We start from the raw sequence: 15,543 nt of genomic DNA on the forward strand, positions 1-15,543 counted from the left end.
CGTCAACGAACAGGGAGAGTACGACGATGACCACCTCGACCAACGGCGCCTTCGACCGCCGGCCGCTCATCGCGGGCAACTGGAAGATGAACCTGGACCACATGCAGGGCATCACCTTCCTGCAGAAGCTGGCCTGGACCCTCGACGACGCGGGCCATGACTTCTCGCGCGTCGAGGTGTCCGTCTTCCCGCCCTTCACCGACCTCCGTGGTGTCCAGACCCTCGTGAAGGGGGACAACCTCGACATCGTCTTCGGCGGGCAGGACCTCTCGCCGGAGGACTCCGGTGCCTACACCGGCGACATCTCCGGGCAGTTCCTCGGCAAGCTCGACTGCACCTACGTCCTCGTGGGCCACTCCGAGCGCCGCACGCTCCACTCGGAGTCGGATGAGCTGCTCAACCGCAAGGTGCACGCCGCCTACCGCCACGGACTGGTCCCCGTCCTCTGCGTCGGCGAGGGGCTCGACATCCGGCAGTCCGGTACCCACGTCCCGCACACGCTCGAACAGCTCCGCCGGGGCGTCGCAGGGCTCACGCCCGAGCAGGCGTCATCGCTCGTGGTCGCGTACGAACCCGTCTGGGCCATCGGTACGGGCGAGGTCGCAGGACCGGAGGACGCACAGGAGATGTGTGCCGCCATCCGCGCCGAACTGGCTTCCCTCTTCGACACGGAGACGGCCTCGAAGACCCGACTGCTGTACGGCGGCTCGGTGAAGGCCGCCAACGCCGCGAGCATCCTCAAGGAGCGCGACGTCGACGGCGTGCTCGTCGGCGGTGCGAGCCTCGACGTAGCCGAGTTTGCTAGTATTGTCAGGTTCGAACAGCATCTGGTGACAGACTAGTTCCGTGCGCCGGCCGCTCCGCAGAGCGGCTACCGAGCCTTGAAAGGGCCCCGTGGAAATCCTTCGTATCATCCTGCTTGTCCTGCTCGGGATCACCAGCCTCCTGCTGACCCTGCTGATCCTGCTCCACAAGGGACGTGGCGGCGGTATGTCGGACATGTTCGGTGGCGGCATGACCTCGAGCATGGGATCCTCCGGCGTGGCCGAGCGGAACCTGAACCGCTTCACCGTGGCCCTCGGGCTCGCCTGGGGCGTCGTCATCGTCGCGCTGGGCCTCATCCAGCGCTTCGCCGGTGATGCATAGGGCACACACCCCCGATTCATGGAAAAGCCCCCGCTTCCGGATGGAAGCGGGGGCTTTTTCGCGGTCCGGATCAGCCGGTCTCCTCGTCGTCGTGGTCGATCAGACGGCCGGGCAGTTTCTGCGCGGCGTCCTGGTCGATCAGCCACAGGGTCTTCCGCACCCCACGGGCACCGGCGGCCGGGACCTGCACATGACCGGCTCCGGCGAGGGCGAGGCCCACGGCGCCTGCCTTATCACTGCCACTGACCGACAGCCAGACCTCCTGTGCCGTGTTGATGGCCTCGAGGGTCAGGGAGACGCGCTGCGGGGGAGGCTTCGGTGCATCGGCGACCCCTACGGTCGTCTCGCCCTTCGTGCGGATTCCCGCCAACTCCGGGAAGAGGGAAGCGACGTGTGCGTCCGGTCCGACGCCGAGCAGGAGGACATCGAAGCGCGGCAGGCGCGGATCCAGCTGGCTCCCGCCGTCCGCGTCGGCTTCGGCACGTGCCGCCTCCGCCAATTGCCGGGCGTAGTCCGCGGCTGCCGCATCCTCGTCGGGGAACTCGTCCTTCGAGCCGAACTCGTGAATCTTCACCGGGTCGACGGCGATACGATCGAGGAATGCGGAGCGCGCCTGGACGGCATTGCGGTCCGGGTCCTCGGCACGCAGGAAGCGTTCGTCGCCCCACCAGAAATGCACGTTGGCCCAGTCGACCGCCGTGTGCGCCGGCGACTCCACCACGGCCTGCAGGGCCGCCGTCCCGATCGATCCGCCCGTGAGGACGACGGTCGCCGTGCCACGGTCGCTCTGCACGTCGACCAGGCGGGTGATCAGTCGTGCCGCAACGGCCGCCGCGAGGGTGGTCGGGGAAGGATGGATGCTGACTTTCGGTTCAGCGCTCACTCGTTCGCACACTCCTAAGGTTGGTTCGGGCAAGTCCCTCGGTGATGACTTCTCCGAAGACCTCGTCCGGGTCCAGCCGCCTCAGCTCCTCCGCGAGGCAGTCCCGCAGGCTCCGGCGGGGGAGGGAGATGCGCTGGACCGGCTGGTGTGGTTGGTGCAGTTCCGCGACGTCGTGGCCCGGACGGTGCAGCTCGACATCGCCGCCGCTCCTGGCCAGGCGCACGCGCTTGAGGCCAGTCCCGGCAGGTCCCGACACGATCGTGACCGGGGCCTCCAGCGCCTTGGTCAGCCAGGCGGCGAGCAGCACCGTGCTGGGGGAGTCGGAGGCACCCTCGACGGTGACCGCCGTGACGGGCTCGTCGCCCTCCAGCTGGTCCACCACGGCCGCAAGCTGGATGCGCCAGTTGGTCAGGCGTGTCCAGGCGAGGTCCGTGTCGCCGGCGGCGTAGGTGCTGCTGATGTTGAACAGCGCGTCCGTGGGGTCCGCCTCGTTCGCGGAATCGGTGATCCTGCGGTGCGCGATGCTGCCGATCGACGTCCGGCATGCTGCTTCCGGGACCCCGTGCGGCCACCAGGCCACGATCGGCGCGTCCGGCAGCAGGAGCGCGGACACGAGGGACTCGTTCTCGTGCGCGAGCTCGCCGTAGCCCCGGAGTACGACAACCTCCGATGCTCCGGCGTCGCCGCCGACACGGATCTGTCCGTCGAGACGGGTGGGCTCATCCGGTGATTCCTCGGCGAGGACGATGATGCGGCACGGGTGCTCGCGGCTCGCCTCGTTCGCCGCGTCGATCGCCTGCTCCTCGTAGCCGGACTTCGTGATGACCACGAGCGTCAGCACGCGGCCAAGCGCGACGACGCCGCCGCGTTCACGCATCGCCATCAGTTCCTTCGACACCTTCGAGGTGGTGGTGTCGGGCAGGTCTACGATCATGGCCTTCTCCAGGTACGTCCGTCGGCTGCCAGCAGCTCGTCGGCGGATGCGGGACCCCAGCTGCCGGGCACGTACGGCTCGGGCTGGCCGTCGAGGGACTCCCAGTACTGCTCGAACGGGTCGAGGATCTTCCAGGACAGTTCCACTTCCTCCTGGCGGGGGAAGAGCGGTGGCTCGCCGAGCAGGACGTCGAGGATGAGGCGCTCGTAGGCTTCGGGACTGGACTCCGTGAAGGAGTGGCCGTAGCCGAAGTCCATGGTCACGTCGCGGACCTCGGTCTGCGTCCCAGGCACCTTCGAACCGAACCGGATCGTCACGCCCTCGTCCGGCTGCACGCGGATGACGACGGCGTTCTGTCCGAAGTCCTCCTCGTTGTGGTCGCGGAACAGGAGGTTGGGAGCCCGCTTGAAGACGACGGCGATCTCCGTGACCCTGCGCCCGAGGCGCTTGCCCGCGCGCAGGTAGAACGGGACCCCGGCCCAGCGGCGCGTGTTGATGTCGAGCCGCAGGGCGGCGAAGCTCTCCGTCGTGGAGTGCGCGGGAATGCCCTCCTCCTCGAGGAAGCCGTTCACGCGTTCCCCGCCCTGCCACCCGGCCTCGTACTGGCCTCGCGCGGACCGTCCGGACAGGTCCTTCGGCAGGGAGACGGCAGCGAGGACCTTCTCCTTCTCCGCGCGGAGGTGGTCGGCGTCGAACGAGATCGGTTCCTCCATCGCCGTCAGGGCGAGCAGCTGGAGCAGGTGGTTCTGGATGACGTCGCGGGCCGCGCCCACGCCGTCGTAGTAGCCTGCCCGGCTGCCGATCCCGATGTCCTCGGCCATGGTGATCTGCACGTGGTCGACGTAGTTCGCGTTCCAGAGCGGCTCGAAGAGCTGGTTCGCGAAGCGCAGCGCCAGGATGTTCTGGACGGTCTCCTTGCCCAGGTAGTGGTCGATCCGGAACACCGCGTCCGGAGGGAAGACCTCCTCGACGATGCTGTTCAGCTCCCGGGCGGACTCGAGGTCGTGCCCGAAAGGCTTCTCGATGACCACGCGGCGCCACTGGCCCTCGTCGGGGCGCGCCAGGCCATGCTCGGAGAGCTTCTGGCACACCGCCTCGAACGCGTTCGGCGGGATCGAGAGGTAGAACGCGTGGTTACCCCGGGTCCCCCTGCTCTGGTCCAGCTCGTCGATGCACTCCTTGAGGTTCTTGAACGCCTCGTCGTCGTCGAACTCACCCCGGACGAAGCGGATGCCGGCGGAGAGCTGCTCCCACACCGTCTCCTTGAAGGGCGTCCGCGCGTACTGGGTCACGGACTCCTTGACCTTCTCCACGAACTCCTCGTTGCTCCAGTCGCGGCGGCCGAAGCCGACGAGGCCGAAGCTCGGGGGCAGGAGCCCCCGGTTCGCGAGGTCGTAGATGGCCGGCATGAGCTTCTTCCGGGCGAGGTCGCCCGTCACACCGAACAGAACGAGCGAGGACGGGCCGGCGATCCGGCTCAGCCGCCTGTCGCGCGAATCCCGCAGGGGATTGGCGGCTTTCGCCGTCGTGCTGAAAGGCATGCTCACCCGTTCCCTTGGGGTGCCTGGCCGGCGGCAAGGGAGGAGATGACGTTGCGCAGCTGCTCGACACCCGCTGCGCGTTCCGTGAGGTGCAGGCGGAGGACAGGGCGTCCGTGGTCGGCCAGGACCTGGGCGTCCCCTGCGGCCTGCGCGGAGATGAGTTCCCCGAACGTGAAGGGCCGGTCCGGGATGGCCAGGTCGGCGCTGGTCGCCCCGGTCAGCTGCAGGTACGAACCGATGGGCGAGCCGCCCTTGTGGTACTGGCCGGTGGAGTGCAGGAAGCGCGGACCCCAGCCGAACGTGACCGGACGGCCCGTCGCCGCGGCCAGCGGCGAACGGATCTCCTCGAGGGCTGCCTGGCGGTGGCGGTCGAGGTAGGCCTGCACGGACAGGTAGCCGTTCGCGGGCAGGGTGGCGAGGAGGGCTTCGAGCGCCTCGCCGACCGTGCTCGAGGATCCAAGGAGCTGCGCGTCTCCGCGCACTTCCACGGCACCGTCGACGAAGGCCGCGGGAACCGGTTCCGGCTGAGCGTCCAGCAGGCCGCGGGCCGCCTTCTTGGCGGCCTCGACGTCGGGCTGGTCGAACGGGTTGATGCCGAGCAGGCGTCCCGCGACAGCGACCGCGTATTCCCAGACGAACAGCTGGCTGCCCAGGCTCCCGCTGACGGTCACGCGCGTGCCGTCGGTCAGCTCGTCGCTCGGTGCTTCGTCGAACGGGGCGAGGATGACGGGCAGGACGTCGTCGGCCACGTCCGCGAGCTCAGGAGCACCCGTCGAGGCGACGACCGGCAGCAGGCCGGTACCAAGCTTGCCGGTGGACTCCGCAATGAGCTGTTCCGCCCAGTCGGCGAAGCCGGGAAGACCGGAACCGGCGTCGGCGAAGACGATCTTGTCACGGAGCGGGGTGGTCCCGCCGAGGACGGCGCCGAGCTGGAGACCGACGTTGTCGGAGTCGTCGTCGCCGAGGAATTCGGCGCTGTCCTCAGCATCATCGAGGAGTGTACCGATGTCCGCGCCGGCGAGGCCCGACGGGACGAGCCCGAACGCCGTCAGCGCCGAGTACCGGCCACCGACCTCGGGGTTGGCGTTGAAGACCTTGCGGTAGCCGGCCTTCCTCGACGCCTCGTCGAGCGGGGAGCCCGGATCGGTCACGATGATGATGCGCGAGGCCGCATCGATGCCGGCGTCCGTGAACGCCTGCTCGAACAGGCGGCGCTGCGAGTCCGTCTCCACGGTGGAGCCGGACTTCGACGACACGACGATGGCCGTGCGCTGCAGGTCCTCCTCGAGGGCGGCGCGCACCTGCTCGGGATCGGTGGCATCCAGGACGACGAGCGGCACGCCCGCTTCCTTCGTGATCACTTCCGGCGCGAGCGACGAACCGCCCATGCCGCAGAGCACGATCCGGTCGACGCCTTCGGCGTGGAGGTCCGCCCGAAGCCCGGCGATCTCCGGCAGGAGAGCGCGCGAGCCTTCGAACAGGTCGATCCAGCCGAGGCGGATCGAGGCCTCCGCCTCGGCGTCGGCACCCCAAAGGGTGGCGTCCTTCGCCAGCAGGCGGGAGGCGAAACGGTCCTTCACGAGTGCGGGCACCGCCGACTCGACGGCGGCAAGGGCCGCGCCGGATGCGGTGAGAGCGAATGCGCCCATGGATGTCAGCCCTTCGCTGCGTCGAGTGCGGTCTGGACGGTCTCGAGCAGTTCGGACCAGCTTGTGACGAACTTGTCCAGGCCCTCGGTCTCGAGCTTGTCGACGACCTCGTCGTAGGAGACGCCGATCGCATCGAGCCGGTTCAGGATCTCGTTGGACTCGTCGTAGGTGCCGGTGACCGTGTCGCCCTCGATGACGCCGTGGTCGGCCGTGGCCTCGAGGGTCTTCTCGGGCATGGTGTTGACGACGTTCGGCGCGACGAGGCCGGTGACGTACAGGGTGTCGGGGAGGTTCGGGTCCTTGACGCCGGTCGACGCCCATAGGGGACGCTGTGCGTTCGCGCCCGCGTTCTTGAGTACCTGCCAGCGCTCGGTGGAGAACTGCTCCTCGAAGATCTGGTACGCCAGGCGGGCGTTGGCCAGGCCGGCCTTGCCCTTGAGCGCCGCGGCCTCGTCCGTTCCGATCGTGTCGAGTCGGGCGTCGATCTCGGCATCGACGCGGGAGACGAAGAAGGAGGCGACCGAGGTGATCTTGGACAGGTCGTGGCCCTTCTCCCTGGCCTGCTCGAGGCCGGTCAGGTAGGCGTTGATGACGGCACGGTAGCGCTCGAGCGAGAAGATCAGCGTGACGTTGACGCTGATGCCCTCGGCCAGTGTCGAGGAGATGGCCTCCAGGCCCTCGACGGTCGCCGGGATCTTGATGAGGACGTTGGTGCGCTGCACCTTCGCGTGCAGGCGCTTGGCCTCGGCGACGGTCCCGGCGGTGTCGCGGGACAGGCGCGGGTCGACCTCGATGGAGACACGGCCGTCGGCGCCGTTGGTGCGCTTGGCCTCCTCGGCGAAGATGTCGCAGGCCTGGGCGACGTCGTGGGTGGTGATGTCGAAGACGGCCTGGTCGACGTCGGCGCCGGCCTCGGCCAGCGCCCCGACCTGCGAGGCGTAGGACTCGCCCTTCTTCAGCGCTGCGGCGAAGATGCTCGGGTTCGTGGTCACGCCGACCACGTCGAGCTCCTCGATGAGGCGCTTGAAGGCGCCGGAGTTGATGCGCTCCCTCGAGAGGTCGTCGAGCCAGATGGATACGCCGGCGGCCGAGAGGTCAGCTGTGGGTGTTGACATGGTGTGCTCCTTGTCCGCTTCCGCGGAATGTGTGCTGGGTTCTGACGGAGGGTACGGAACTACTGGTGGTCGCCGGTCTCTGTGGCCTGGTGGCCCGAGGCCATGGCCGCGGTGCCGTTGGGTGCCAGCGGGTCGGCCGCGACGGCCTGGAGGGAGTCCTTCGCGGCGGCGACGACGGCCTCCGCGGTGATGCCGAACTCGCGGTAGAGCGTCTTGTAGTCGGCGGAGGCACCGAAGTGCTCCAGGGAGACGCTGCGGCCGGCGTCGCCGACGATCCCGTGCCAGCTCTGCGAGACGCCTGCCTCGACCGACACGCGGGCGCGGACGGTGCGCGGCAGGACGCTGTCGCGGTAGGACGCGTCCTGGGCGTTGAACCACTCGAGGCACGGCATCGACACGACGCGCGCCGAGATGCCCTCCGCCTCGAGGGCTTCGCGGGCTTCCACCGCGAGCTGGACCTCGGAGCCGGTTCCGACCAGGATGACGTCGGGCGAGCCGTTCTTCGCCTCGGCGAGCACGTAGCCGCCTTTCGCGACGCCCTCGACCGAACCGAAGATGTCACCCTGGGCCGCACCCTCGCCCCGCTCGTACGTCGGGATGTTCTGGCGCGTCAGCACGATGCCGGCGGGGTTCTCGGTGTTCTCGAGGATCGTGCGCCAGGCGACGGCGACCTCGTTCGCATCTCCCGGGCGGACGACGTCGAGTCCGGGAATGGCCCGCAGCGACGAGAGCTGCTCGACCGGCTGGTGCGTGGGACCGTCCTCGCCGAGGCCGATCGAGTCGTGCGTCCAGACGTAGATCGCCGGAACGCCCATGAGGGCGCCGAGGCGCACGGCCGGGCGCTGGTAGTCGCTGAAGATCAGGAACGTGCCCGAGAACGCGCGGGTGCTGCTGTGCATCACGATGCCGTTGACGATGGCCGCGGCAGCGTGCTCGCGGATACCGAAGTGCAGGACGCGCCCGTACTCGTTGCCCGACCAGGCCTTGGTCTGGCGGCTCGGCGGGATGAACGACGGCGATCCCTCGATGGTCGTGTTGTTCGACTCGGCGAGGTCCGCGCTACCGCCCCACAGTTCGGGAAGCACCGGGCCGATGGCGGTGAGGACCTTGCCGGACGCGGCGCGGGTGGACATGTCCTTGCCCGCCTCGAACACCGGCAGGGCCGATTCCCAGCCCTCGGGCAGCGTGCGCGCCTGGATGCGCTCGAGCAGGGCGGCCTCCTCGGCGTGCCCGGCCTTCCAGGCGTCGAAGCCCTCCTGCCAGGCGCTGTGGGCCTCGGCCCCGCGCTGCACGATGCCGCGCGCGTGCTCGAGGACCTCCGGGTCGACCTCGAAGTGCTTCTCCGGGTCGAAGCCCAGGGCTTCCTTCAGGCCGGCGACCTCGTCCTTGCCCAGGGCCGAGCCGTGGATCTTGCCGGTGTTCTGCTTGTTCGGCGCCGGGTAGCCGATGATCGTGCGCAGCGAGACGATCGAAGGCTTCGAGGTCTCGTTCTTCGCGGCGACGAGGGCGGAGTAGAGCTCTTCGACGTCCTCGACGTACTCGCCGGTCTTGGTCCAGTCGACGCGCTGGGTGTGCCAGCCGTAGGCCTCGTAGCGCTTGAGGACGTCCTCGGTGAACGAGATGTCCGTGTCGTCCTCGATGGAGATGTGGTTCTCGTCGTAGATCACCACGAGGTTGCCGAGCTCCTGGTGTCCGGCCAGCGACGAGGCCTCGGCCGTCACGCCTTCCTGGAGGTCGCCGTCGGAGGCGATGACCCAGATCGTGTGGTCGAAGGGGCTCGTGCCGGCAGGAGCCTCGGCGTCGAACATGCCGCGCTGGCGGCGCTGACCGTAGGCGAAGCCGACCGACGATGCCAGACCCTGGCCCAGCGGGCCGGTGGTGATCTCCACACCCTTGGTGTGCCGGTATTCGGGGTGACCCGGAGTCAGCGAACCCCACGTACGCAGCGCCTTCAGGTCATCGAGCTCCAGGCCGTAGCCGGCAAGGTAGAGCTGGATGTAGAGGGTGAGCGAGGTGTGCCCGGGGGAGAGGACGAAACGGTCCCGGCCCGTCCACTCCGGATCCGACGGATCGTGCCGCATCAGCTTCTGGAACAGCAGGTACGCCGCCGGCGCCAGGCTCATCGCCGTCCCCGGGTGGCCGTTGCCCACCTTCTCCACCGCGTCCGCGGCCAGGATGCGGACCGTGTCGACCGCCTTCTGGTCGAGTTCGGTCCAGGTCAATTCCTGCTGTTGCGTCTGTGGCACGTTTCCGGGCCCCTCTCTGTCCGGAACGGCGGCTGATGGGTGCGTGCTCCAGGCACGCGGTCAGGCCGGCCGTTCACCATTGAATCCTGCAAAGTTCGGCGCCGAGCGAGGCAGCACTCAGCCCGGACCATTCGTTCCGGGCATGCTTCCGCAGCGGGCTTTCACAGCCACACTATCCCTTCCGGCTTCTGTTCGGCCGTGGGAGTCGAAGAATGTCGTAACTCACATTCCGGTGTTGCGCGGGGCCGGTCCGGACGGACCCGTGGCGCGCCGCCGGCTGGCCCACCGGCCCCGGCGGCTCAGCCGGGCGGCGCGTCGTGCAGGAGAAGGGCGGCGGAGCGGGATCCTGCATCAGATTCCACCCCGATTTCTACACGGTGTAAAAGGGTATGATGGGCATTGTCTTTTCCTCCGGAAGAATCGAAAGTGTTGCCTTGTGAAGACCCAGCAGGCTCCTGCTCCGGCACGTTCCCCGCAGGCCCGTCAGGGTGTCGGCCGCAAAGCGAAGGCCTACCTCGCTCTGACGAAGCCGCGCGTGATCGAACTTCTCCTGGTGACCACCCTTCCCACGATGATCTTCGCGCAGGGCGGGTTCCCGCCGCTCGGGCTGATCCTGGCGACCATGGTCGGGGGAGCATTGGCCGCCGGCAGCGCGGGTGCCTTCAACTGCTACATCGACCGCGACATCGACAAGCTGATGCACCGCACGGAGAACCGCCCACTCGTCACGGGTGAGGTGACCCCGCGGGAAGCCCTCGTCTTCTCCTGGATCCTCGGCATCGTCGCCATCGCCGTCCTGTGGTTCGGAGCGAATCCCTTGACGGGGATGCTCGGCGTCGCGGCGATCTTCCTCTACGTGGTGGTCTACACACTCGTGCTGAAGCGCCGTACGTCGCAGAACATCGTGTGGGGTGGCGCCGCGGGCTGCATGCCCGTCCTCATCGCCTGGGCCGCGGTCACGAACTCCGTCGAGTGGCCCGCCGTAGTCCTGTTCCTGATCATCTTCCTGTGGACGCCCCCGCACTACTGGCCGCTGTCCATGAAGTACAGCGACGACTACAACGCCGCCAGCGTCCCCATGCTCGGCGCGATCGCCGGCGCCCGCGTGGTGTCCATCCAGGTGGTCCTGTACGCCTGGGCGATGGTGGCCTGCTCGCTCCTGCTGGTCCCTGCCGGTGCAGGATGGGTGTACACGGTGGCTGCGCTCCTCGGCGGTGCCTGGTTCCTCCGCGAGTCGCATCGTCTGTACTCGCTTGCCCAGCAGGGCGAGCTGAACAACAAGGCCGCGATGAAGGTCTTCCACGGCTCCATCAGCTACCTGACCGTGCTCTTCCTCGCCCTCGCGATCGATCCCTTCGTCGGTTCGGCCATCCTGCCCTGATCGGGTTCTGACCGCGCCCTGATCCTCGGCGCACCGGCCGCCTCCGGAAGCGCCTAGGCTGGCTGTCATGGATTTCACCGGGCTCATCGCCTATCCCGTCACACCGTTCGACGCCGAGGGCAGAGTCAGCCACGAGGACCTGCAGGTACTCGTCGGCACCCTGGCGTCCTCAGGAGTCGACGCGATCACCGTGCTGGGTTCGTCGGGAAGCTTCGCGTACCTCGACCCGGCGGAACGTTCCAGTGTCGCGCGGACCGCCATCGAGGCGGTGGACGGGCGGCTCCCGGTAGCGGTGGGCATCAGCTCGGTGGGCACCCGCGAGGTGCTCGATGCCGCGGTGGATGCACAGGCGGCCGGAGCGGCCGGGCTCGTCCTGTCGCCGGTCTCCTACGTTCCCCTCACCGATGACGAGGTCCTGGCCCAGGTCCGGGCGGTGTGCGCGGCCACGGACCTCCCCGTCTGCCTCTACAACAACCCGGGAACCACGCAGTTCGACTACTCGCTGCGCGTGGTCGCCGAACTGTCCGCGCTGCCGGAGGTGGTGGCGTTCAAGGACACGGCCGCCGATGCCGCCACCTTCAAAGCGCGCCATGCCGAACTGGCCGCCCTCGTTCCGGCCGGTGCCCTCAGCCACGGGGTGAGCGGGGACGTCCTCATGATGTCGGGAGAGATCGCGGCGGATGCGTGGCACAGCGGCCCCGCGGCACTTCTGCCCGCCTATTACCGCCGCCTGAGGTCCGCCGTCGTTGCCGGTGACCAGTCCGAGATCGACCGCGTCCGCCACATCCTCGCTCCCCTCGTGGACCACGTCGCGGGGCTCCGGAAAATCAGCGGGCTGCACCTGCTGGCCCGCGCCTGCGGCATCGCGGCCGGGGATCCGCGCCCGCCGCTGTTACCGAGCCCCGGTTCCGAACTGCGCGAACTGGGACGGCTGCTCGACGTCCTCGAGGCGGAGTTCGACGACCGCTGACGGTTCGCCGGGCCCGGCCCTGACCGGCCCCGGGCGGACATGTCCGATGGAGCTACGGGACGAGCTCGACGTCCTCACCGAGGAGATTGGCACGGAAGCCGTCGCCCTGGACCGTGACGTCCTGGAGCACAAGGCCCTCGGGCAGGCCCTCGACGTCGTGCTCGATGGTCACGAACCTGCGCACGGCCGCGGCGGCGGCATCCGAGAGGAAGTCCGGCCCCCCGACATCGATCGACCGGGGCTCGACCGCGATCCTGCCGGCCTGGACCTCGACCGTGCCAGTGGCGACCACGCGCAGTTCGCGGCCCAGGGCCTCGACGGTGCGGACCACCACGGCCTGGCCATCGTCGGCGGCCCGCACCACGGTGCCCTCCCCGAGGTCATCGGCAACGACCGCGAACGGCACGGTCGCGTCCACAGCCAGCCGTGCAGCGACCAGCCCGTCCGGCCCCGCGACCACGTCCTGCCCGACGGCCCGGACGTCCCGGAGCGTCGAGTCTCCGGTGACCACCGTCCCGGCATCCAGTGCAAGGTCGGCGAGCCATACCTCGTCCTCGCGCAGGTCGGCGGGAGGTTCACTGCCCGGCAGGGGGTCCGCCGTCGGCGACGCCTCAGGCGCTGCCTCGCCTTCGCCGGCCGGGTTGCTCACCACCCACCAGAGGATTCCGACCGCGACCGCCAGGACGAGGACCATCCCGAGAGCACCTATCAGCCAGTCCTTCGCGCGCGTCCATTCCATGAGGACAGTCTGATGGCTCACCACTCAGGATGCGCGACACCGGGCCCGTCGCGCTCGATGGACAGTCGCGCGGCAACCGGTGACACCTGGTCCTCGACGACCTCGTTACGCCCAGCCGGGCCGTTCTCAGTTCCTGCAGCGACATGAGGTCAAGGACGCTTTCCGGAAAAGCTGACCGACCACGCCGCTTCCGGATGACGCTGTCGGCGGCGTGCGTGATCGGAGTCGGCGCGATGTTCTTTCCAGTGCCATCCGGTCTGCCTTCCGCGATCACATTGGCGCCCAGTCGAGACATGTCCTCACCCGTTCTGTGATCAGCGGGTCGGATACTTGGAGCATGGTACTCAGGGGGATTGAAGCAGGACGGAAAGTGCGATGGGTGAGGGACAATATGGCGGCCCTACCGTCGTTGGCGGCGTTGCTTGCCGTAGTCGTGTTGTGGGTCGTCGGAGTAGTGGGCGGCATCGGCTTTCTGGCCGATGCGAGCTCGCCCATGGTGATGCTGATCGGGCTCTACATCATGCTCGCGGGTGTCGCCGTGTCGATCATCGTCGCCACGCTTGCGGTCAATGATCTCCTGAGCCGTTACTCGAAGCAGGGCACCCGTCGCTAGTTCAGCGCGTCGTTCGGGCTGCTCGCCGCCCAATCGGATGAGGCCCCGTCGGCCGCGCTCAGCGAGGAGTTCATTGCTTCCGAGAAGGTCCCCGTCGTCACTTCACACCGGTCGCGCCGCAGCCGGCGTCGGGGCCACTGTCGGATCGGTCGTATCGCCACCGCCACTACCGCTGCTGGGATCGTAGTACTGCCAGTACCGGCTTGTGGCGTTCACATCGGCGAGCATCAGCAGACCACTGCCGGCCGTGCCTTGCGCCGCACTGTTGACGTTCTGCTTCGTCGAGGTCGCGTTGTGGACGTACTGGTCGGCGTCAACGATGCGAGGCGTCTTCGTGGCGGCGCTAAAGTCGATGTTGTCCAGCGGTGTGGACTTCTCGTAGGTCGCGCCGCCGGTGCTGCTGCAGACACCGGCGTTCGCCGTGCCACCGGGCTTCGGGTAGGTGGCGAAGGTACGCAGCATCTGGGTGCTCTCGTCGATCATGACGATCATCCGGTTCGGACACTCCGCCACGGTCGCGATCGTATGCGCCGACCAGGTCGTACCGTTCAATTCCAACAGCTGGATCAGCGGCTGGGACGCGGCGGTGAAGGACGTCTTGATAGCGGCGAAAACCCTGCCGCCGGAGGAGCCCAGCCGCTTCAGGTTGATGTGGTCGTCAGCGCTGTTCTGCCCCAACACCGCCGCTACCGGAGGACTCCAGGAGGTGTTCGACGCTCCATCGACGTGGTAGCTCCAGTACCTGCCGTCAGTGGCGTCGCCGACCTGCCGGCTCCACATCACGCCCATCTTGTTCCCGTCGAAGGCGATGACCGCCGACGTATCGTCCACGGAGACGCTGCCCAACCCCGCAGGGCCCAGCGACGCAGGATGCGGAAACGGCGTCCCCCACGTCGTGCCATCCGTGCCAGTGGCATTGAGGTAGATCCGGTTCCCCTGCTGCCATGTGGCCCACACCCGACCGGTCGAGTCCTTGTCGATGGTCAGCGCCTCGACACGCTCGTTGTTGATTTGAGTAGAACTGAGCTGCTTGTAGGTTTTCGTGCTCCAGTTGTAACTGTAACGTCGCATCGTTGTCGGGAGGCCCGGCTCGGCCGGCAGTCCGTCGTTGACGAACCGGTAGCTCGCCACGTTCAACGTCGTCCCATCCCACAGCACGTCATGATGCGTGCTTGCCCGCGGATCCGTTGCCACGCCTGTATCGACCCACGAACTCGTTGCGGCATCGAACCGAAAGATATGGAAATCCGAACTGTCGGTGTCCCACAGGTTCCCCCACCAGGACTCGTCGTTGAACCACAAACCACTCGTGGCCCGTTTTGTACCGATCGGCGACGGCGTCCCTGCATGCGACGCGCTCTCGACTCCGGCATCGCCCGGCTCCGGCGCACTCGTCGCTGGTGGCGGTGTCACCGTCGGCGAGGCCACGCCGGCCGATGGATCCGGTGGAGTTGGGGGTTCGGCTGCTGATGTCGGTGGTGCCGTCGGTGCGACCCGACTGTCAAAGCCGGTGGTGGCGTTGCCCGGAGTTGAACAGCCGGTGAGGAGCAGAACAGCAATCGCCGCAGGCACCAGGTGTTTGCGGTGGTCGCTGAATGGGCTAATCATAAGGTTCTTCGTGGTCCGATCAGTGTGTACTGCTAGGATCCCCCAGAACGAGGCTGCTCCGAGGGCGAGGACGCCGGTGGTGGAGCGTTTTCGCGAGGTGATGGTGTGCCACCATTGGTTTTGCTCCCCTGGCCCGAGCGAGCGGATCATCGGCGATCCCCTTCCCCGCCAGACACTACGGGGAAACCCATAACAACAGCATGAGTGGCATCTACCCGACTTCACCGTCGTACTACGTGATCCATCACCTAGTGCACTCGTTTGAACACCTACTGGTGGTAAACGCGCTGTGAGTGAAGTCGACGTCCTGACACCGGTATCCGCTACTTGCGATGACCACGTGTTTGTCCCCACTGCTACTCGAACCTCTCAAAACCGCTTCGACAGTGTTGCCGCATTCTGGTCAGCAACCCTACGGTTGAGGATCATCGCAACGAATGTCCGGAGCACCTGGGGGACCTGCTTGAACCACCCTTCGACCGCGACTCGGCAGCGCAACCGCTGCTGAGTCAGCTCCGTACCACCAGAGGTTGCCGCCCACCCTTCGAGATGGGCGGTGACCCTGTCTCCATGGGGGTTATCGGATGCAGCCACCACGTCCTCGTCCGAGGTCCTTCCGGAAAGCGGCTGTAGCCGTCGCAGCGCTCCTGGCGGTCTCCGTCACAGGGTGCGCTGGTGCTCCGGAGCCGCCTGGCCAGCACTCCCCGACTGACGATGT

The 15,543-nt window shown here is 67.8% G+C and carries 13 protein-coding genes; 5 read left to right on the top strand and 8 right to left on the bottom strand.

Annotated elements, in window-relative coordinates; genetic code table 11:
* The first annotated feature begins 26 nt into the window (after nt 1-26).
* Nucleotides 27-842, top strand: a complete 816-nt coding sequence (gene tpiA, locus ACX80H_RS01070; protein WP_459310586.1) for a triose-phosphate isomerase — start codon at nt 27-29, stop codon at nt 840-842.
* Nucleotides 843-894: 52 nt separating this feature from the next.
* On the top strand, nt 895-1,146 hold the full coding sequence (gene secG / locus ACX80H_RS01075) for a preprotein translocase subunit SecG (RefSeq protein WP_459310587.1): 252 nt from the start codon (nt 895-897) through the stop codon (nt 1,144-1,146).
* 70 nt (nt 1,147-1,216) lie between these two features.
* Here the strand turns inward: secG and pgl are convergent, their stop codons facing one another.
* Genes pgl through tkt form a run of 6 tightly spaced genes read right to left on the bottom strand, consistent with a single transcriptional unit; the run spans nt 1,217 to nt 9,514 of the window.
* Entirely contained in the window at nt 1,217-2,029 is an 813-nt protein-coding gene (pgl, locus tag ACX80H_RS01080; RefSeq protein ID WP_459310588.1) for a 6-phosphogluconolactonase, read from the bottom strand.
* Nucleotides 2,019-2,963, bottom strand: a complete 945-nt coding sequence (locus ACX80H_RS01085; protein ID WP_459310589.1) for a glucose-6-phosphate dehydrogenase assembly protein OpcA — start codon at nt 2,961-2,963, stop codon at nt 2,019-2,021. Before ACX80H_RS01085 ends, pgl begins: the two co-directional genes overlap by 11 nt.
* Nucleotides 2,960-4,504, bottom strand: a complete 1,545-nt coding sequence (gene zwf, locus ACX80H_RS01090; protein ID WP_459310590.1) for a glucose-6-phosphate dehydrogenase — start codon at nt 4,502-4,504, stop codon at nt 2,960-2,962. The genes ACX80H_RS01085 and zwf overlap by 4 nt, the downstream gene beginning before the upstream one ends.
* Nucleotides 4,505-4,506: 2 nt before the next feature.
* Nucleotides 4,507-6,153 (bottom strand): phosphoglucose isomerase-related protein, encoded by a 1,647-nt coding sequence (locus tag ACX80H_RS01095; RefSeq protein WP_459310591.1) that lies wholly within the window; start codon nt 6,151-6,153, stop codon nt 4,507-4,509.
* Between the two features lie 5 nt (nt 6,154-6,158).
* Complete coding sequence (gene tal / locus ACX80H_RS01100) at nt 6,159-7,268, bottom strand: transaldolase (RefSeq protein ID WP_459310592.1); 1,110 nt, start codon at nt 7,266-7,268, stop codon at nt 6,159-6,161.
* Between the two features lie 59 nt (nt 7,269-7,327).
* Nucleotides 7,328-9,514, bottom strand: coding sequence for a transketolase (tkt, locus tag ACX80H_RS01105; protein ID WP_459310593.1), 2,187 nt, complete (start codon nt 9,512-9,514; stop codon nt 7,328-7,330).
* A gap of 436 nt (nt 9,515-9,950) precedes the next feature.
* Between tkt and ACX80H_RS01110 the strand changes: the two genes are divergently transcribed.
* Both ACX80H_RS01110 and ACX80H_RS01115 read left to right on the top strand, forming a co-directional pair.
* Nucleotides 9,951-10,895: a heme o synthase gene (locus tag ACX80H_RS01110; RefSeq protein ID WP_459310594.1), complete on the top strand. Its 945-nt coding sequence runs from the start codon at nt 9,951-9,953 to the stop codon at nt 10,893-10,895.
* 67 nt (nt 10,896-10,962) lie between these two features.
* Nucleotides 10,963-11,865 carry a dihydrodipicolinate synthase family protein gene (locus ACX80H_RS01115; RefSeq protein WP_459310595.1) on the top strand — a complete coding sequence of 301 codons (903 nt, stop codon included), beginning with the start codon at nt 10,963-10,965 and terminating at the stop codon, nt 11,863-11,865.
* 52 nt (nt 11,866-11,917) lie between these two features.
* Here the strand turns inward: ACX80H_RS01115 and ACX80H_RS01120 are convergent, their stop codons facing one another.
* The gene (locus ACX80H_RS01120) at nt 11,918-12,604 is read right to left on the bottom strand and encodes an LmeA family phospholipid-binding protein (protein ID WP_459310596.1); all 687 of its coding nucleotides are present in this window, start codon (nt 12,602-12,604) and stop codon (nt 11,918-11,920) included.
* A 418-nt stretch (nt 12,605-13,022) separates the two neighbouring features.
* Between ACX80H_RS01120 and ACX80H_RS01125 the strand changes: the two genes are divergently transcribed.
* Entirely contained in the window at nt 13,023-13,217 is a 195-nt protein-coding gene (locus ACX80H_RS01125) for a hypothetical protein (protein WP_459310597.1), read from the top strand.
* Nucleotides 13,218-13,319: 102 nt separating this feature from the next.
* Here the strand turns inward: ACX80H_RS01125 and ACX80H_RS01130 are convergent, their stop codons facing one another.
* Nucleotides 13,320-14,975 (bottom strand): hypothetical protein, encoded by a 1,656-nt coding sequence (locus ACX80H_RS01130; RefSeq protein ID WP_459310598.1) that lies wholly within the window; start codon nt 14,973-14,975, stop codon nt 13,320-13,322.
* Nucleotides 14,976-15,543: the final 568 nt, after the last annotated feature.

This window comes from Arthrobacter pasteuri (genome assembly GCF_054510955.1).